Source organism: Roseburia lenta, assembly GCF_014287435.1.
GTDB lineage: Bacteria > Bacillota > Clostridia > Lachnospirales > Lachnospiraceae > Pararoseburia > Pararoseburia lenta.
On the sequence record NZ_JACOPG010000001.1, the window covers coordinates 654,029 to 672,778 of the forward strand.

18 protein-coding genes and 1 other annotated feature are annotated in these 18,750 nt (G+C 47.6%); of the genes, 2 read left to right on the forward strand and 16 right to left on the reverse strand.

All coding sequences use genetic code 11. The features are described 5' to 3' along the window. Positions 1-54: 54 nt before the first annotated feature. On the reverse strand, positions 55-411 hold the full coding sequence (locus H8R94_RS03340; protein ID WP_186853957.1) for a SpoVA/SpoVAEb family sporulation membrane protein: 357 nt from the start codon (positions 409-411) through the stop codon (positions 55-57). Continuing rightward, positions 411-1,430 (reverse strand): stage V sporulation protein AD, encoded by a 1,020-nt coding sequence (locus H8R94_RS03345; RefSeq protein WP_118280806.1) that lies wholly within the window; start codon positions 1,428-1,430, stop codon positions 411-413. The genes H8R94_RS03340 and H8R94_RS03345 overlap by 1 nt, the downstream gene beginning before the upstream one ends. A gap of 193 nt (positions 1,431-1,623) precedes the next feature. Here H8R94_RS03345 and H8R94_RS03350 point away from each other — a divergent pair, with 193 nt between their 5' ends. Beyond that, the gene (locus H8R94_RS03350; RefSeq protein WP_118534554.1) at positions 1,624-2,091 is read left to right on the forward strand and encodes a hypothetical protein; all 468 of its coding nucleotides are present in this window, start codon (positions 1,624-1,626) and stop codon (positions 2,089-2,091) included. A 72-nt stretch (positions 2,092-2,163) separates the two neighbouring features. Here H8R94_RS03350 and H8R94_RS03355 read toward each other — a convergent pair whose 3' ends face one another. The 5 genes from H8R94_RS03355 to fliB form a co-directional block, all read right to left on the reverse strand. After that, complete coding sequence (locus H8R94_RS03355) at positions 2,164-2,472, reverse strand: DUF3837 family protein (protein ID WP_186853886.1); 309 nt, start codon at positions 2,470-2,472, stop codon at positions 2,164-2,166. Then, positions 2,472-3,245 carry an ABC transporter ATP-binding protein gene (locus H8R94_RS03360; RefSeq protein WP_186853887.1) on the reverse strand — a complete coding sequence of 258 codons (774 nt, stop codon included), beginning with the start codon at positions 3,243-3,245 and terminating at the stop codon, positions 2,472-2,474. Before H8R94_RS03360 ends, H8R94_RS03355 begins: the two co-directional genes overlap by 1 nt. Next, the gene (locus H8R94_RS03365) at positions 3,242-4,141 is read right to left on the reverse strand and encodes an ABC transporter permease (protein WP_118280803.1); all 900 of its coding nucleotides are present in this window, start codon (positions 4,139-4,141) and stop codon (positions 3,242-3,244) included. Before H8R94_RS03365 ends, H8R94_RS03360 begins: the two co-directional genes overlap by 4 nt. 1 nt (position 4,142) lies before the next feature. Further along, the gene (locus tag H8R94_RS03370; protein WP_118280802.1) at positions 4,143-5,162 is read right to left on the reverse strand and encodes an ABC transporter substrate-binding protein; all 1,020 of its coding nucleotides are present in this window, start codon (positions 5,160-5,162) and stop codon (positions 4,143-4,145) included. A gap of 122 nt (positions 5,163-5,284) precedes the next feature. Further along, positions 5,285-5,534, reverse strand: a binding site (T-box leader). Positions 5,535-5,594: 60 nt separating this feature from the next. Next, the gene (gene fliB / locus H8R94_RS03375) at positions 5,595-6,767 is read right to left on the reverse strand and encodes a flagellin lysine-N-methylase (protein WP_186853888.1); all 1,173 of its coding nucleotides are present in this window, start codon (positions 6,765-6,767) and stop codon (positions 5,595-5,597) included. 78 nt (positions 6,768-6,845) lie between these two features. On the opposite strand from fliB, the gene H8R94_RS03380 reads away from it, so the two are divergent. After that, positions 6,846-7,511 carry an HAD family hydrolase gene (locus H8R94_RS03380; protein WP_186853889.1) on the forward strand — a complete coding sequence of 222 codons (666 nt, stop codon included), beginning with the start codon at positions 6,846-6,848 and terminating at the stop codon, positions 7,509-7,511. A 65-nt stretch (positions 7,512-7,576) separates the two neighbouring features. On the opposite strand, the gene H8R94_RS03385 is transcribed toward H8R94_RS03380, so the two are convergent. From H8R94_RS03385 to hslO, 9 genes are all read right to left on the reverse strand, one after another. Further along, positions 7,577-8,101: an adenine phosphoribosyltransferase gene (locus H8R94_RS03385; protein WP_118280798.1), complete on the reverse strand. Its 525-nt coding sequence runs from the start codon at positions 8,099-8,101 to the stop codon at positions 7,577-7,579. A 91-nt stretch (positions 8,102-8,192) separates the two neighbouring features. Continuing rightward, positions 8,193-10,685 carry a response regulator gene (locus tag H8R94_RS03390; RefSeq protein ID WP_186853890.1) on the reverse strand — a complete coding sequence of 831 codons (2,493 nt, stop codon included), beginning with the start codon at positions 10,683-10,685 and terminating at the stop codon, positions 8,193-8,195. Between the two features lie 71 nt (positions 10,686-10,756). Continuing rightward, positions 10,757-12,490, reverse strand: coding sequence for a S8 family peptidase (locus H8R94_RS03395; RefSeq protein WP_186853891.1), 1,734 nt, complete (start codon positions 12,488-12,490; stop codon positions 10,757-10,759). A gap of 3 nt (positions 12,491-12,493) precedes the next feature. Further along, positions 12,494-12,676 (reverse strand): DUF6472 family protein, encoded by a 183-nt coding sequence (locus H8R94_RS03400; RefSeq protein WP_186853892.1) that lies wholly within the window; start codon positions 12,674-12,676, stop codon positions 12,494-12,496. Positions 12,677-12,736: 60 nt separating this feature from the next. Next, a complete protein-coding gene (locus tag H8R94_RS03405) occupies positions 12,737-12,916 on the reverse strand; it encodes a hypothetical protein (protein WP_186853893.1) in 180 nt (59 codons plus the stop codon). Between the two features lie 28 nt (positions 12,917-12,944). After that, positions 12,945-14,003, reverse strand: coding sequence for a histidinol-phosphate transaminase (gene hisC, locus H8R94_RS03410; RefSeq protein WP_186853894.1), 1,059 nt, complete (start codon positions 14,001-14,003; stop codon positions 12,945-12,947). Between the two features lie 15 nt (positions 14,004-14,018). Beyond that, on the reverse strand, positions 14,019-15,902 hold the full coding sequence (locus H8R94_RS03415) for a peptidoglycan binding domain-containing protein (RefSeq protein WP_186853895.1): 1,884 nt from the start codon (positions 15,900-15,902) through the stop codon (positions 14,019-14,021). Between the two features lie 27 nt (positions 15,903-15,929). Then, positions 15,930-17,849, reverse strand: a complete 1,920-nt coding sequence (locus H8R94_RS03420) for an NAD(+) synthase (RefSeq protein WP_186853896.1) — start codon at positions 17,847-17,849, stop codon at positions 15,930-15,932. A 16-nt stretch (positions 17,850-17,865) separates the two neighbouring features. Then, complete coding sequence (gene hslO / locus H8R94_RS03425) at positions 17,866-18,750, reverse strand: Hsp33 family molecular chaperone HslO (RefSeq protein WP_118280791.1); 885 nt, start codon at positions 18,748-18,750, stop codon at positions 17,866-17,868.

An 18,750-nucleotide genomic window follows, 5' to 3' on the forward strand; every position in this document is an offset into this window, starting at 1 on the left:
AGGCATTTATAGTATGGCTTGGATTTTCTGTTTTTATACCTAGTCCTATGCGTTTTATCGTTTTCGCTTGAGTGGGAAGATCAGGGCTCCCAGATAACCAAAGATGAGTGCCGCCGAAATCCCCACAGCCCCGGCCTTGAGCCCACCTGCAAAAATTCCTAAGAATCCCTGTTCTTCCACGGCTTCTTTGACGCCTTTCCATAAGACATTGCCAAAGCCAAGCAGGGGCACTGATGCACCTGCGCCTGCAAATTCCACAAAAGGTTCATAGATGCCGATGGCTCCTAAAAGTGCTCCTGTGCAGACCAGAAGTACCATGATACGCCCCGGCAACATTTTTGTTTTTTCCATTAAGATCTGTACCATGGCACAGATCAGACCGCCAATGACAAATGCTTTTACATAGTCCATCATGCCACCTCCTCATGTTCGATCACGACACCATGAGCAATGCCTGGTACACTGTTGCCCTCATTGAAACTGACCGGAGATAAGAGCGCTCCCGTCGGAATAAATAAGATCCGTTTCCATTTGCCGGATATGACACGGGGCAGATAATAGGATGCCAACGTGACCGCTGAGCAGCCACAGCCGGAGCCTCCCGCACAGGTGTGCTGCTCGTCTGCATCAAAAATCTCCATGCCACAGTCATAGTGATTGTCTGTGATGTCGCATCCACCGATACTGCAAAGTTCTGCCAGGATCTCGCTTCCCACACTTCCCAGATCACCCGTGATGATGGCATCATAATCTTTGGGACTCCGCTCAAAATCTTTCATGTGGTTTAAAATGAGGGCAGATGCTGCAGGAGCCATGGCAGCCCCCATATTCTGTGCATCCCGGATGCCCAGATCCATGATCTTTCCCGTTGTGATGCCTGTGATCTTTGCCCCGGATTTAACCGTTCCCAAAATATAAGCACCGCTGCCTGTGACCGTCCATGTCGAACAAAGTGGTCTTTGGTTGGCATATTCTATAGGGAAACGGAATTGCCGCTCTGCTCCGCCAAAGTGTGAGGAAGTGACCGCAGCAACAAGATCAGCATAGCCTGCCGCAACGCTCATGGCTGCCAAAGATAAGGCTTCTCCCACCGTCGAGCAGGCACCATACAAACCGAAAAACGGTCTTTGAAACTCCATCAAGCCAAAAGAGGATGCAATGGTCTGTCCCAAAAGATCGCCCGCAAAGAGATAGCGCAACTGCTCTCCGTCCATCCCTGCCTTACCCAGTGCCAGCGTCAGCGACTCTTTTTGCATCTCGCTTTCCGCACGTTCCCAGGAATCCGCGCCAAATCGGTCATCCGTACAGATCATGTCAAAACAATCCCCCAGTGGTCCCTCTCCTTCCAATTTTCCAACAACAGATGCCGTCTGCATGATATAAACCGGCTTCGGCAGACAGAGACTGTCCGCCCCCATTTGTATTTGCATACTATCCTCCTCGCCACAGGGACGTTCCTTTTGCCACAAGGAGTGTCCCCTTTGGCTCGTTCCCATGTTTTCATTATTTTTCTATAGGATAGCGTGTGTAAATATGAGGGGAAATATGCATTTGAACATGTGAATAAAAAATGTTACTCTTATGATTGTAAAAATCACATAGGATGACTCTAGCGAGGGAATAATGAAAAAGATTTTATATACGATATTGCAACTGACTTGGGGCTTTCCACAAACCTTGGCGGGCTTTATTATTTTTCTAAAAAACCGTGACTGCCTGCATAAAAATTTCCATGGAGCAATCTGTACTACATGGAAGTTAAAAGCGAGTCTATCACTTGGCTTATTCATCTTTGTTTCTGATGATCCATTTTTCTATTATGAACATGAAAAGGGAAATTATAGCGAGGAAGATTTTTCTCAAATGTTTGCGGTGCATGAATACGGGCACACGATCCAGTCGCTCATCTGGGGACCGCTGTATCTGCTAACTGTCGGCGCGCCATCTATGATCTGGGCGAAAATCCCATACTTTGAGAAGAAGCGCGCAGTTCAACATAAATCTTACTTTGATACTTATCCTGAAAATCAGGCAAACAGGTTGGGTGAAAAGGTGACCAGATTGAAGTCACCTGGAAAGATTACGGCGTGAGTTGGGGGGTGTCATATTATCTAGACTGCAATAGATGCAAAAGGGACGCTCCTTGTGGCAAAAGGAACGTCCCTAACGACCACTGCCCTGGCGAAATAGGTCTGCCATCTGGGCATCGTACTCATCCGCCGGACGGTAGCGCAGGAGCAAGGTTTTCAGATAAGCCTTGACCGGCTCAGTCTCTTCATCCGGTGTATAAGACGCTAAGGCTTCATCCACGATCTCCTTCATAACAAGCGGTGCGGTTTTCTCATCCACCGCCAGATCCATCAGACCTTTTAATTTTCCACAGGCATAATAATATTCATAGTTTCCCACCAAAATGGATGCCTGCATATCCAATTTCTTTTCTACAGCATTGACTGCCAATTCTTCTACCATTAATTACCACACTCCACACTGATCTCGTTAAATACACCCATGATATCGTCAACTGCAAGATTCTTTTTCTCCTTCCCGGACTTATCAAGAATCGCCTGCCCCTGATGCATCATCAAAAGCCGGTCACCATATTCCACTGCATAACGGAGATTGTGGGTGACCATCATGGTGGTCAGATGTTTTTCGGCTACGATCTTACCCGTCAGTTCCATAATGATCTCTGCTGTCTTTGGGTCTAATGCCGCCGTATGCTCATCTAAGATCAGCATGTCGATCGGTGTCATGGTCGCCATCAAAAGTGCCACTGCCTGCCTCTGTCCGCCGGAGAGGGAACCAACCTGCGTACGCATCTTATCTTCCAGCCCAAGTCCCAGCGGAAGCAACAACTCCCGGTAGTAATCTTCCCGGCTCTTTTTGACGCTCATACCCAGATTGTATGGCTTACCCTTATTGTCCGCAAGTGCCATGTTTTCCAAGATAGTCATATGCCCGCAAGTACCCTTGGAAGGATCCTGATAGACACGCCCGATACTGCGATGGCGCAGATAATCTTTCTGCCTTGTGATATCCTCGCCCCCAATCAGGATCTGCCCCCGATCCACACCGATACTGCCACAGATGATATTTAAAAGGGAAGTCTTTCCCGAACCGTTACTGCCGACGATGGAAACAAATTCTCCATCCTGGATCGTCAGATTGAAATCGTCAAACAGGCACATCTCGCTGACGGAGCCTGCATTATAATATTTGTGAATATGCTTTAATTCGATCATGCCCGCTCCTTTCTACGCTTTCTGCCCTGATATTTCTCGATCCTTGAGGAAAGTACCAGGATCAAGAGGAATAAGACTGCCGTTACCAGTTTTAAGTCCGTGGATTGTAGTCCAATACGGATGGCTGCTGCCACACAGCCCTTGTAAAGGATGGATCCCAGGATCACGCTGATAGAAAATCCAAAAACGCTGATCTGTCCGAAAAGTGCTGTTCCAATGATGACCGATGCCAGACCAATGACTGCGGTTCCAACACCCATAGATGCATCAAAAAAACGCTGCTGCTGGGCGAACATGGAGCCACTGAGGGAAACCAGACCGTTTGCAATGGCAAGTCCTAAGATCTTGATCTTGCCCTTGTCAATCCCCATCGAAGTCACCAGTGTTTCGTTGTCCCCGACTGCCTTTAAAAGATAACCGGATTTTGTCTTTAAATACCAATCCAGCACACATTTTACGATCACGACAATGATCGCAATGATGATCAAATTCTTATAAGGCGACAGGGCACCGCCAAGCAAATGATTGGTCAGACTATTGTTATAAATATTGTCATAATTGTAGATCGGCAGATTTGCCTTTCCCGCAATACGAAGGTTGACCGAATAAAGCGCCGTCATCATGATGATGCTGGCTAAAATATCCCGCACCTTTAATTTTACATGAATGAGTCCTGTGATCGTCCCTGCCATAAGTCCTGCTGCAAAACTAAGAAGAAGGGTCAGATATGGGTTCATGCCCTGTGAGATCAAAACAGCAGACAAGGAAGCCCCCAAAGGGAAGCTTCCATCTACTGTCATATCCGGGAAATCCAGGATCTTGTATGTGATATACATACCAAGTGCCATGATCGCGTAGATCATACCTTGTTCAAAAACACTGATAACTAAAGTCATTTTATTCCTCGCTTACTGTGATCGTATCAAATACTTCTGCTTTTTCGGTAAATGTATTTGGTAAATCGATACCTAACTTATCTGCCACTTCTGTGTTTGCGTAGTAACTTGGGTCTGTGATCTTTTCAAATGGCATTTCAGAAGCCTTTGCCTGACCCTTTAAGATCTTTGCTGCCATTTTTCCGGTCTGGATACCCAGTTTCTTGTAGTCGATACCTGCTGCTGCAAGACATCCATTCTTTACCTGCTCTACTTCGGAACCGAATACCGGAATGTTTGCCTGATTTGCATGCTCAAGTACGGTCTGTAAACCGCTGACTACGGTGTTGTCTGTCAGGTTGGTAATGCAGTCTACCTTGCTTACCATGTCTGCTGCTGCCATATCCACATCAGCGATGGTGTTGATACCGGTCTCTACGATCTCAAATCCGTAATCCGGTGCATATTCTTTGTAAGTTTCAATGGTGCTGACTGAATTTGTCTCGCTTGTGGTGTAGATAATACCGATCTTCTTTGCATCAGGCATCAGTTCGCGGATCATCTCTAACTGTTCCTTGACCGGAAGTGCATCGGATGTTCCTGTGATATTTCCTACGGAATTTCCGTCATCATCTGCAAGCTGCGCTGCGACCGGATCGGAGATTGCCGTATAAACAACCGGGATCTCTGTATTCATTGCAGAATTGTATGCGCTCATGGCACAAGGTGTTGCAATGGCACAGATCATATCGACCTTTTTGGAAACATAGTTGTCTGCGATCGTGCTTGCTGTACCGGTATCGGTCTGGGCATTGTCATAAAGGACTGTCAGGTTCTCGCCCTCAACAATACCTTCTTCCTTCAGCCCCTCCAAAAAGCCTTCACGGCAATTATCCAAAGAGCCATGCTCCGCAAACTGGGCAATACCGATCGTGTACTCTGTGTCGGATGACTTCTTGCTGTCACTGCTTGCGTTTCCACAACCTACTGCTCCGATTGCCATCATTGCTACCATCATTCCTGCTACAATTCTTTTCTTCATTTTCTTTTCCTCCTAGAATTCAATACTTTTTCAAAGACATTTGCCATTCTTTGAATGATGTATGAATCGGATTCGGAATTTGGACTGGTAAATAGGATAATAAAAAAACCGCCCCAGAAAAACTCTGAGGCGGTAATAAAATCATTATCGCGGTACCACTCAAATTGGCTGCTATGCAACCCTCTCATTCCACATACCATCATACGTGCCAGTTTAGTAACGAGTCTGGTTCCCGTCATCCCCTACTCTGAAAAGATCATTTCAGGCATGCCCTCACAAGTCCATTCCTAACTTTTTGCATTGCCATCTTCCACCAACGATGACTCTCTGTGAATGTTCCAAGATAGTACTTCTCTTGTTCAACGGTTTCTCAAATATATGTTATTTATACTCCAATGTTGTCCCTCTGTCAAGAATTTTTTATAAGGATTTTTACAAAAAATCTTTTCGTACCCTGCTAAGGATTCCATCCGTCACCCCCGTATTGTGCCGCATCCGCCGCTCCAAAGAAGATAGGGTTCTTACCTGCAGTTCCAGATCATAGGTCACTTTATGCTTCTTACAATCCAGCCAGGCGATCGCATCCATGACCATATAAAGTTCCAGATACATATTGCCCAAGAGAATGGTCTTGAGCAGATGATAATCCTCATAGACACATAAGAGCATTTCATAGAGATAGTATATGTAATACTTGCGGTATTTGTCATAAGTTCCCGGCATTTCCTCTTCCATTTCCTGCCAGACCTTTTCAAAAAAGGCTCCTGCTTCCTCTGCCGTCTTACCATTACAAAGACGATAATAAAGCCGGATACATTTTTTCAGGTAAGCGTTGTTGACCGCCAGATTTGGCAGATCCAACTGATGCGCAATGACCTTATCTACCAGATCCATAGGGAAAAATAACATCTGCCTTGGTGCACCTGCATCCAAATCCTCCTGTTCTCCTACCCGCCTGCTTTCCTGACACCGGTTCCTATAGGCATCTAACACGGCATTTGCCTCAGCACGCTTATCACGCATCAGATGCTCATGCATGGCATCGAAGCACCGGTATTGCCGGTATAAAAGTGCGACGTCAAAACGCTCCTGCGTCTGTGCCTCATCCACCATAGTCTGACGCAGTTCCTGTAAAAATTCTAAAAAAGGAAGATCCTCATTGCCTATCTTCCAAAGGATCTCTCTTTCTTCCTTTTGCCAAGGAAGCATGGAAAGCGGCTCTTTTTCCTCTAAAAACAGGCGTGCCACCTCCGGACAGGCAAGTTCTAAGGCGATCTCCGCAAATGCTTCATAAGAGATCGTGCGCCTCGGATATTCCCTGCATACACGCGGCATCAGATCCGTCCTGCCCTCCTGCTGCAAACCGCACAATCCCTCCCCGGTATGATAGGGACAGGATCCCAAACGCTTTCTGATCTGGGGGCTGTCTGTCTTTTGTCCTTTGATATTTCGCAGGAGAGTCTTTCTACGGTCTGCCGGCTCCTGCTCTATCTTTTCCATCGTTTTCGCATCCACCAAAATCTGCCAGCCCTTGCAACAAGTCTTGGGGCATACCCCCTTGCTGCAATGAAATTTATCTAAAAAGGAAATCCCGAAATACTTCATACTATTTGTCCTCATCCGTCTCCTGTGCTATACTGTTCCGCGAACGAAATCATTTACGCTACGAAAAAGGAGATCTTCATGAAATTAGATGCCGTAATCTTTGATATGGACGGAACCATTACAGACACCGAAAAATTTTATAACCGCACCTGGCCACTCGCTTTTGCCGCCTGCGGTTATCCTGATTTTACCAGAGAAGATGCCCTGATGCAACGAAGCCTCAATCACGCGGATGCACAAAAACTCTGGGGCAGCCGCTACGGGGAGGATTTCTCCTTTGAGACCGTGCACCAATACAACACAAAACTGGTTTTGGCTCTCATGGAAAAAGAAGGTATCGAGACAAAACCGGGCTTAGACCAACTGCTGACCTATCTCAAAGACCACAAGATCCGGGCGGCTGTTGCCACTGCCACCAAACTGGATCGCGCTTTGGAACGTTTAAAGACAGTCGGACTGGAAAACGCTTTTGATACCGTGATCAGTGCTTCCATGGTAAAACAGGGCAAGCCTCACCCGGATGTCTATCTGCATGTCTGCAAGGAACTGGGCGCGGATCCGGCGCATTGTCTTGCTCTGGAGGATTCGCCTAACGGGATCCGTTCGGCACATGATGCCGGATGTATTACCGTCATGATCCCGGATCTTACCATGCCGACACCGGACATTGAGCCACTGCTTTATGACTGGGCTGGCGATCTTTCCAAGGTCATCCCTCTAATCGAACGCTTACAGGCAGAATAAGAAGACACAAAAAGCAAAAGAGGCATGCACGCAGCATGCCTCTTGTCATTTCAAAAGCCTGTCTTTTATTTACCCTCATAGGTCACAACAGATGCGACATCATACTTTGCCAACTTATCTCTGCCGTGAAGTCCTGCAAGTTCCATCAAGAATACGATCTTGACAACCTCGCCGCCAAGTTCTTCTACCAGTTGTGCAGCAGCCTCGATCGTTCCACCGGTCGCGATCAGATCATCTACCAATACCACCTTTTGTCCCGGCTTGATAGAATCCTTGTGCATCTCGATCGTTGCAGAACCATACTCCAGATCATATGTCTTGGATACGGTAGCGCATGGCAGTTTACCAGCCTTACGAACCGGCACAAATGGCTTGTTCAGCGCATAGGCGATCGGCACACCAAAGATAAATCCTCTGGACTCTGCTCCTGCGATCACATCAAAATCCACGCCATCCAGCAACTTGATCATCTCATCGATTGCCAAATGTAGTCCATCTGCTTCCTGCAAAATACTTGTAACATCACGGAAGATAATGCCTTCCTCCGGGAAATCCGGAATACTTCTTATGTAGTCTTCAACCTTTTTCATCGCTTGACCTCTTATCTTTTATTTTATAATGTCCGATACCCTGCATCAAACACCAAGTCCTATCTCATGTTATACTCATGCGCCCCACATGTCAAGTGTCAGCCTTGCCCTTTTCCAGTATATCTTTCATCTGCTCACAGATCGCAATACTGGTATCCAGATCCAGATTTCTGACACTAGCCGCCAGTTGATCGATCCTTACCTGCAAAGTTTCCTCATAGGCATAGCCCTCCAGCATCTGCATGATCTGATCTATGCCGTCATAATCCAGATTTTCCGCATCGGCACATAACATAGAAGGCATACCAAGGATCCATGCTCTATCTGTCATATTTGGTTTCTTTTCTAACGGCTGCATATGCACCGAAAGATTTTGCCTGCAAGCCTCGACTTCTTCCATCAAAACGCCATGCAGATGTCGCAGACGTTCTTCCTTGCCGTCTCTTGCCGCATATTCTAAGATCCTGGCAAGCGCGGATGCCTGCATGGCTCCGATCAACGCCAGATTGCTCTTTAGGGCATGCACCTTGATCCGATAGGCATCTATCCCCTTAGGGCCGGAAATATCCTGATATAAAAGATCCAGTTCCGCAACAGCGCTCTCACAGCCATTATAAAAATCTTCCACGGATTCCCACAACATCTGCGCATTCAGAAAATGCAAGAGCCCATATTCCCAGTCAAAGCCTTCCACCTGCGGCAGTTCCTGTAAGGCTTCGTGATTTTTTTCACCGTAGACTTCGGAGTTATTGCCGGAAAGTTCTATAGGCTCCACATGGATATTGTGGAGTGCCAGTTGCTCTACGATCAGATTTTCCAAGCGATGGGAATCGATCGGTTTGGACAGATAGTCCGTAAAACCGATCTGCATATACTGCTCCTTGGCACCGATGATGGCATTTGCCGTCAGTACGATGACCGGCGTATCCTTGCAGCGGTTCTCCTGCATGCTCTGCATATAAGAAAAAGTCTCGACACCGTCCAGTTCCGGCATCATATGATCCAAAAAGATGATATCATAATGGCGCTTTTTGACCATTTCCAGACAGGTAAAGCCATTGTCCACCTCGTCGATCTGGATCTGTGTATGCTTGAGCAGTTTGCAAAAGACCTTGCGGTTCATGGCATTGTCATCCACAAGGAGAACATGCACATTTGGCGCCAGAAAAGTAAAATGCTGCTCTTTGCTGTTGTCTGCATTCTTTTTATCCTTGACCTGGAAATGCCCGATCGGGGTCCAATCTTTGACACGCTGTTTTAGATCAAAATAAAAGGTAGAGCCCTGCCCATAGACACTCCTGACCTGTAGGTTAGAGTCCATCATATGCAAAAGATTTGCCGTGATCGCCATACCAAGTCCCGTACCCTCGATGTTGCGGTTGGTCTTTTCGTCGATACGCTCAAATGCCTCAAAAAGACGATGCAGGTCTTCCTCCCGGATCCCCGCACCGGTGTCTTCGATCTCAAAATGCAGGACTTCCGAATCTTCTTCCTGGTGCCCGGTCACGGAAAAATTGATACCGCCCTCTCTGGTGTATTTGATGGCATTGCTCATGATATTATTGATGATCTGGCGCAGGCGCAGGGAATCTCCCCGATACATGGCAGGCAGTTTCTCATCCACATGGATATGCAGATACAAGCCCTTTTCCTTAGCACGCAGACCGAATACCGTCACGGTATCGTGTAGCACATCACACAGTTCGTAATCATCTGCCATCAATTCCATCTTACCGGATTCAATTCTGGAAAAGTCCAAGATCTCGTTGACGATCTCAAGCAGGGATTCCGTTGAAGTCCGAATATCCTGTGCCAGACTTCTGGTATTATCTTCCCTGGTCTCACGCAGGATCATTTCATCCATGCCCAGAACCGTATTGATCGGTGTTCGGATCTCATGCGACATATTTGCAAGGAAATTGCTCTTGGAATGGTTGGCGATCTCCGCCTCTCTCTGCGCATGCTTTGCTTTTTGCGTCACTTCCACCAGAAGTTTGTTTTTCTCCTCCACGATGCTATCCTGCTGCTTTTGCATCCATGCCTGCACCTTGACGATCAGACCTACCGCCACCGTCGTGACAAAGATACTCTGAACCACATCGAGGAAAAAACTTGCCCGCAGCATCTGCCCGTGCACCAATTGTGGATATTTGTAAGAGAGCCAATAACAACCGATGATAACGATAGCATCCAAAGACAACATAACAACAAAATTTACGCCATCCAAAAGCAGGAAAATAAATAAGATTCCCAGCGCAAACCAACTGGACATTCCACTTTCAATACCGCCTTGGGAGAAAAAGATGCCAGGAAATAAAAAGAAGCAACTCACAATAACCATAAAATTGGAGGCTACACCCAGCCGCCCCTTATAATTTGCCAGATAAAAAGGAAGGACAGCGATCAGAATTGCCACAATAAAGATCGGCACCGGCTGTACCGGCAATAGCGATGCTATTGCCATGATAATAGAAAATACTCCGCCCAGCACTGCGACCACGACCATCACATTAAATAGAACCAGCCGCATACCCTTGGTACGCACATTGAAAAAACTTTTGATCTTATCCACAAAACTCTGCATAAATTCCCCCACGATATCACGTCAATATTATGTTTATTATAACGCGACTGCCGCGAAAAAACCATCCTTACTTATTCCAGACTATCCCTTAAGCACAACTTGCCCCATCCTGTCCTCTCAGACGGCATAGGCTCTCCCAGCAAGGGAAGCGCCCCACGCAAAAGATATGCCTTCAACTTTTCCCCATAGGCATATGAATCATTCCCTTCCAGAATCCCCCACTGCATGATCAGGGCAGCCGAACCGGTCACAAAAGGTGTTGCCATGGAAGTGCCGCTTCTTGTCACATAACCACCGCCCGGCGCGCAGGATGTGATATCCACACCCGGTGCCACCAGATCCGGCTTGACTTCCCCGGTCACCCAAGCAAATCCCCTCCCCGAAAAGGAGGCATACTGATTTCTCCTGCTGTCATATGCTCCCACCGAAATGACCTTGTCGGCAGTCGACGGCACCGTCAAAGTCGTTTCCTCACTCGCCTGTAAAAAGCCGGTATTTTCATTCAGACTTCCCCCCGTCTGCAGCCAAAGAGCATAAGAGCCATCCTTGATCCGCCGAGGCAAGAGCCTGATCGTCCAGACGCCAGCATCCACATAATCTGTCTTTGGCAAAAATGCAAAATAAATCTCCTGATAAATCTGGTAGGGACTTGGTGCGTCAAAGAAAACATGAATCTCTGTATTGTTCCATACATAAGATGCGATCTGCCCTTCCGCGACTCCCTGCTCACTATCTAAAAAACGGAAAACCTGACTCTGATCCGGTGCCAAAAGCACCAAATCCACAACATCCTGATAGCGTTTCCAAAATTGCAGATTGACACTGGTCTCATAGACATCCACTGCCAGTTCGATTCCTAATTCCTGTCTGAATGCAGACAGTCTCCCTTGCTGATGCAATGCCTCCTGTCCCTCATTCCCGGTACCGATCGCGATCGCCATCTTCCACTGATTTGCCACCTGGGATAGATAAGTCTCCAAAAGCGATGTTCCTGTGTGAGATCCATAGTTATTTCCAAAACTGATATTGATCGCCACCGGTTTCCTTTCTTCTATGGATTTTCGCTTGACATACTCCACTGCTTCCATCAACTGTGTGGTCAAAGGGAATCCACCGGATCGGGCTGTCCCTAGTTTTACGACGATCAGGGGACTTTCATATGCCACTCCCCGGTTTCTCCCCCCGGATGCCCTGCCGTTTCCTGCCGCAATCCCTGCCACATGGGTACCATGCCCGGACGGATCTGTCACCGGTACTAAAGAAAGTGCCGACGTGCGATCCTCCGCTGCCAGCGCCTGATCGATCTGCGCCTTACTGTATTCTTTTCCATCCGCAAAAAGCCATGCGATCCGGCTACTTCCATCCGTATTGCGAAAATCCGGGTGAAAATAATCAATGCCCGAATCGATAATGGCGACAAAAATCCCCCGGCCAGACAAAGGTCCTACCGGGGTCATCTCTTGTTGTAACGGCCAGATACAGGATGCACGCACGCCCTGTGCCACTCCTGTTACGATCCGTTTGGGTTGCTCTATATAAATCACACTATCCTGCGCCGCCAGCGCCTCGATCGCATCCTCTGGGACAAGTGCCGTGACATAGCCACCGCTCAATTCCTGAAAACTTGCCTGGGGAAAAGCCTGCCGCAAGGTCTGAACCGATCCTGCCAGACGCAGGATCAACTCCCATGACTGGCTTTCTTTTTCATAGCCTGCCGACAGACTGCCGGATTTCTCCAGTTCTTCTGTAGGAAGTTGCAACGCCAGTTGCAGCGATGCATCTATCTTATCGCTGATCACATCCATAAATTACATCTGATGACGCACGATCAGATACTCGTCATTGGACTGATAGTAAGGACAGGACGCCGTATTTCCCATCAAAAAACGTACCATATCATCCTCATCCAGATCCATATCACACACATAACATTCATCTTCGTCATCATAGACAAAATTATTGCACATTTCACAGTTTGAAGCCTCTGCCATGCTCATCTCTCCTTTTTTTGCCATTCTATGACTTGTGTCATCCCTTCATGCCAAAAGTCTTTATCCAAAGATAAAGCGGAGCAATCCGCCAACCAGACATGCCGCTATGATTGCCGCCAACATAATGGCATACTGATAGCCTTCATGCTCGCGTCCCCACTTGGTATGCATGACGCCCAGATAAATCCCAAGCCCTGCAAAAATAGCGATGACATTGATAATCATATTCAACCAATCCATAAATGATTGCCTGCCTCTCTCTCTTCTTTTATGCCTGCTGCAAGATTTCTTCCAATGCCGCAAACAGACGCTCCATCTCCTCTTTGGTGCCGATGGTAATGCGCAGGAAATTGTCAATGCGCGGCTTGTTAAAGTAGCGCACATAGATATCCTTTTCTTTTAAAGCCGCAAAAATAACTGCAGCCGCCATCTTGGCATGGCTTGCAAAAATAAAGTTTGCCTTGGAATCCAAAAAAGTAAATCCCAGACGCCGCAACTGCTCTTTTGCCCATTCTCTGGTCTCAACGATACGGTCGACCTGCTCCTTAAAATAAGGTGTATCCTCCATGGATGCCTTGCCGATCTGTATGGTCAGTCGATCCATGGTATAAGAGTTAAAGGAGTACTTACAATCGTTCAGATAAGAGATCAGTTTGGGGCTGCCCATGGCATAGCCGATACGGCTTCCTGCCAGTGATCTGGATTTGGAAAAAGTCTGTACGACCAAAAGATTTTCATATTTTGGTAACAATGCCAGCGCACTTTTTGTTCCAAAATCCACATATGCCTCGTCAATGATCACGACAGAGTCCGGATTTGTCTTTAAGATCTCCTCGATGGCATCTAAAGACTCTGCGATCCCGGTCGGCGCATTTGGATTGGGAATCACGATCCCGCCATTTTCTCTCTTATAGTCCTCGATACAGATACGGAAATCCTTCTGCAAAGGGATCTGTACATAAGGAATACGGAAAAGTTCTGCCCAGACATCATAAAAAGAATAGGTAATATCCGGAAAGAGGATAGGCTTGTCACTGCCAAAGAAAGTCAGAAAACTCATGGCAAGGACATCATCCGATCCGACACCGACAAAGATCTGATCTTTGGAAAGTCCTTTTTCTAAAGCAATCGCCTCGATCAGATCTGCGGCTTCGGGATCCGGGTATAGCCGGAGTTCTTCCGCATCAAATCCATCTAAGACCTTTTGCACCCGAGGGCTTGGTGGATAAGGATTTTCATTGGTATTTAGTTTGATCACCTTACGTTTTGGCTGTTCGCCCGGAACATAAGGTTCCACTTTTCTAACATATGTCTCCCATCCACTCATCTGCCTCTGTCCTTTCTATAATGCGTTATATGCTGCAACTGCCGCATCTAAAACTGCCTTGTTGCTGACTTTTGCCTTTGCGGCATCCGACAATCCGTTGTAGGCATTCTGTGCTGCATCAATGGCTGCCTTGCTGTTTGCCGTCACCGGTGTGCCGATCTGATCGATCAATGCAATGACTGTATTTGCCTGATTTTGTGCATCCGCATCTGCCTGCTGTGCAATACCAGCCCAGATATTTGCATATGCATTTTCGGCATCTACCAATACCTGATAGTTGTCTACACAAGCCTTGCCGGAATCTTTTAAGGCATCGTAAGAACTACGTGCTGCAGAAATGGCTGCGCCGCTGTCCACCGTCACGCTTCCGATCGCATTGATGGCATTCTTGCAGGCATCTGCCTGCTGCTGGGTCAAAGAATCCACGGTCTCTGTGCCTGCCAGATCATACATGAGTACCGGGAAGCCTGCCTGCACATAACTAAAGATGGTGCCGGCAGCCGAAAGTGGCAGGTTGACACAGCCATGAGAACCATAGCCCTCACGGTAACGCTGTCCACCAAAGGACTTCTGCCAGGTCGCATCATGCAGACCGATATCTCCGTTAAACGGCATCCAATAAGATACCGGTGTTCTATAGTTTGCTCCCTTAAGGATCGCATTTCTCTCACAATATGTAATGCGAAAAGCACCACAAGGAGTCACATGACCGTTGTTTGGATTTCCGGTAACACAAGGAGTATCCATAACAACAGATCCGTTTACGACCAGATATACATGCTGTGCCGTACGGTTGATCTCCACATAAGAGTTGCCATAATCGTTGCCGTCATGGCTGGCTGCTGTGTACTGATAAACGAAATCACGGCTGACATCCTTACCACCCTTGAGATCTTCGGTCAACTGTGCCACTTCGCCATCCTTGTCGATACGCCATCCGTAGTTGCCACCCGGTACGGTAACGGTCACGCCATACTGTGTTGCCAGTTGTTTTGGCTGTCCGTAAGTATCGTATTTCTTGCTCATGGTAGAGACGAATTCTTTCATTTTTTCGGTATCAAATGCCGGCTGCATATCGTCGTCACCGGAAAGCCATGTGCCGATCGTATCCTTTGGCACAGACTCGGTCGCACTGCCGATCTGGTAAGTGATCTTGGTATCCAGATAGCCATTGAGGGTCTTGATGAGTTTCTTGACTTCCTTGCTATCCTCGGTGTATTTCGGCTGTTTGTAACATTTATCCTTGGTCAGATCCAGGGTCTTTTGCAAAGATAAGGCTGCCTGTTCTACCTTTTTGTTTAATTTTTCAACCTCGATCTCCGTACCGTAGACTTCTTTGGTGACAACAAAAGAACCATCCTTGTAGGAGACCTTTGCATTTTCGGTCGCCTTGACATCCTGATTGGTCACACAGGAGAGTTTTGCCACATTCTTTTCCAGCGTATCGGTATCACAGGAAACCAATGCATCATCCATATACTCTGCCGGTACGAACAGACGATATACCCAGAGGAAACCGTTCTGTTTCTTCAAGAGTGTCTTGATCTTCTTGTCGCTGATGTCGATCTTGAGTCCCAATTCATCGGAAGAAAGTGTTTCCTTGTCTCCTTCGCTGTCTACCACGGTGAGATCATATCCCTTTGCCGCATCTTGCAGACGGGTCTTCATGGTGGTTTCACTGGCTGCAGAAGCCTTCACACCATTGACCGTGCTGCGGAAAAAGAAGTGGCTCTGGAAAAAGATGCCAAATCCCACAAATACGATCAAAAGCGCACCTAAGACACTGCCACCAATGATGGCGATCTTCTTTTTGTCAACGTTCTTTTTCTCTTCTGTGCTCGTTTCCACAGTCGATGGTGCGTCCGTTTCTTCACCCTTTTTTGAAAATAACTTTAACATAATAACTACCTTTCCCTTACTCTACGCTCATTTATATAAGGATGCGATCTGCTCTAACCATAGTTCGGCACATGCATCTGAAGGCATTCTGAGATCTCCTCGCGGTGACAGACTGACCGTACCAACCTTTGGTCCGTCCGGCAGACACGAGCGTTTGAATTGCTGCGCAAAAAATCTGCGATAAAATGTATGCAGCCACTTTAGGATCGTGGCTTCGTCATAATCCTCTGCAAAGGCATATTTTGCCAGACGATAGATCTTTTTCGGCTCACTGCCATAACGCATCAGATGATACAAGAAGAAATCATGCAATTCGTATGGGCCTACCAATTCTTCTGTCTTTTGCGCGATCACGCCATCCTTTGGAGGCAGGAGTTCCGGCGATACCGGGGTATCCAAGACATCGCGCAGCACATCTGCCAATGCTTCATCGGCAAGATAGGTCGCATAGTAGGAAACCAGATAGCGCACCAGAGTCTTTGGTACAGATACATTGACCCCATACATAGACATATGGTCGCCATTGTAGGTCGCCCAACCAAGCGCCAGTTCTGACATATCACCGGTTCCGATGACCATGCCTCCTTCTTTATTGGCAATATCCATGAGGATCTGGGTGCGTTCCCTAGCCTGTCCGTTTTCATAAGTCACGTCATGGCATTCGGCATCCTGTCCGATATCTGCAAAATGCTGAAGCACAGCATCCCGGATCGAAATCTCACGGAAAGTCGCTCCCAGACTTTTTATCATAGAAACCGCATTCTGATAGGTACGGTCTGTCGTTCCAAATCCCGGCATGGTCACAGCGATTACGCCCTTGCGATCCAGTCCCAGCATATCAAAAGCACGCACGGTAACCAAAAGTGCCAGGGTCGAATCCAGACCACCGGAAATGCCGATCACCGCCGTTTTTGCTCCGGTGTGTGCCAGCCGCTTCTTCAAGCCCATAGACTGGATGTCTAAGATTTCCTCGCAGCGTCTGCGCAGGCTTGCCTCATCTGATGGTACAAATGGTGCCTTGTCTACAAAACGTGTCAGTTTCGTCTCCTGCAAAGACAGAGAAAAATAGGTCTCATAATAGTCGGCATCTGTCATCTCATAGGTAGACATCATATGGCGTTTTGCAGCGATTGCATAGACATCTATTTCGCTTAGGACCATTCCGGTCGCAAAGAGGTCACTCTCTACTAAGATACTGCCGTTTTCCGCGATCAGGCTATGCCCGGAATAGACGACATCCTGCGTGGATTCGCCCTCGCCTGCGCTGGCATAGAGATAGGCACAATATAGGCGTGCCGATGTCATTGCCACCAGATCTTTGCGGTATGCATTCTTGCCTGTCACTTCATCGCTGGCAGACAGATTGGCGATCAGGGTCGCTCCGTGCAGACAATGCCTGCCGGATGGCGGACACGGTGTCCACAGGTCTTCGCAGATCTCGGAGGCTATGACAAGTTCCGGTATCTCTCTACAACGAAAGACCTGATCTGTTCCCAGAGGTATGTCAGTCTCCTGTCCTTCCAGACAGACATTTACGATCTCCTGCATACCCGGTGTAAACTGTCTTGCCTCGTAAAACTCTGCATAATTTGGCAGATAGGTCTTTGGCACAAGTCCCAGTACCTTTCCACCGCAAAGCGCTGCTGCAACGTTATATAATTTGCCCTGATGCTCCCATGGCAGTCCGACAAAAAAGATACCGGATAGGTCTTCCGTCTTTTTTGCCAGGCTAAGAAGCCCTGCCTTTGCCTGCGTCAGCAAAGTGCGCTGATAAAAGAGATCATGGCAGGAATATCCTGTAATGCAAAGTTCCGGGAATACCACGATCATAGCCCCCGCCTTAGCACTTGCTTCCATCGCCTCTTGTATCTGTTTTACATTATAAGTGACATCTGCGACACGCACCTTTGGTGTGATACAAGCCACCTTGATAAATCCGTCTTTCATACTCTTCTCTCTTATCTTATTTGCGCTTACGCATCTCGATCAATTCGTCCACGGTATAATTGTATGCCTTGTTGCAGAACTGACATTTGACCTCGATCGGCTTGCCATCCGCAATGATGTCTGCCACGTCCTCATCCCCAAGACTGCACAGACTTCGCTCCACACGCTCTGCGGAGCAATCGCAGACAAAGCCCGCATCCACTGTCTCATGGAAGGTCACGTCAAAGCCTGCCAGAACGGTCTCTAAGATCTGCTCCGGCGTCTTGCCCTCGGATAACATGGTTGTCACTGATGGCAGATTTTTGATATTTTCCTCTAATTTTTCAATGATCTCATCGGAAGTAAAAGGCATGAGTTGGATGATAAAGCCACCTGCCTGTGCCACGGTATTATCTTTATTCATCAAAACGCCAAGTCCAACTGAAGACGGCACCTGTTCACTGGTCGCGAAATAATAAGTCAGATCTTCGGCGATCTCGCCTGTCTGCAACGGTACCGTGCCCACATAAGGCTCTTTTAAGCCCATATCCTTGATCACGCGCATGATGCCCAGATCAATGGCTCCGCCGACATCTAATTTGCCATCCTTATTGGGGGGCAGCATGACATCCGGCACATTGGCAAAGCCCTTGACATGTCCCTTGGCATCCGCTGTGACCGTGATCCCTTTCATCGGTCCGTTGCCCTGGATCTGCAGGGTCAGCATGTCGTCGTCCCCCTTCATCATAATGCCCATCATGGCAGCCGCCGAAAGCATACGTCCCAGTGCCGCGGTAACGACCGGACTGGTATTGTGGCTTGCTCTGGCAAATTCCACCAGATCCTTTGATGTAATGGCAAATGCACGAATAGCATCATCTGCCGCGGTTGCTCTTACAATGTAATCTTTATATGCACTCAT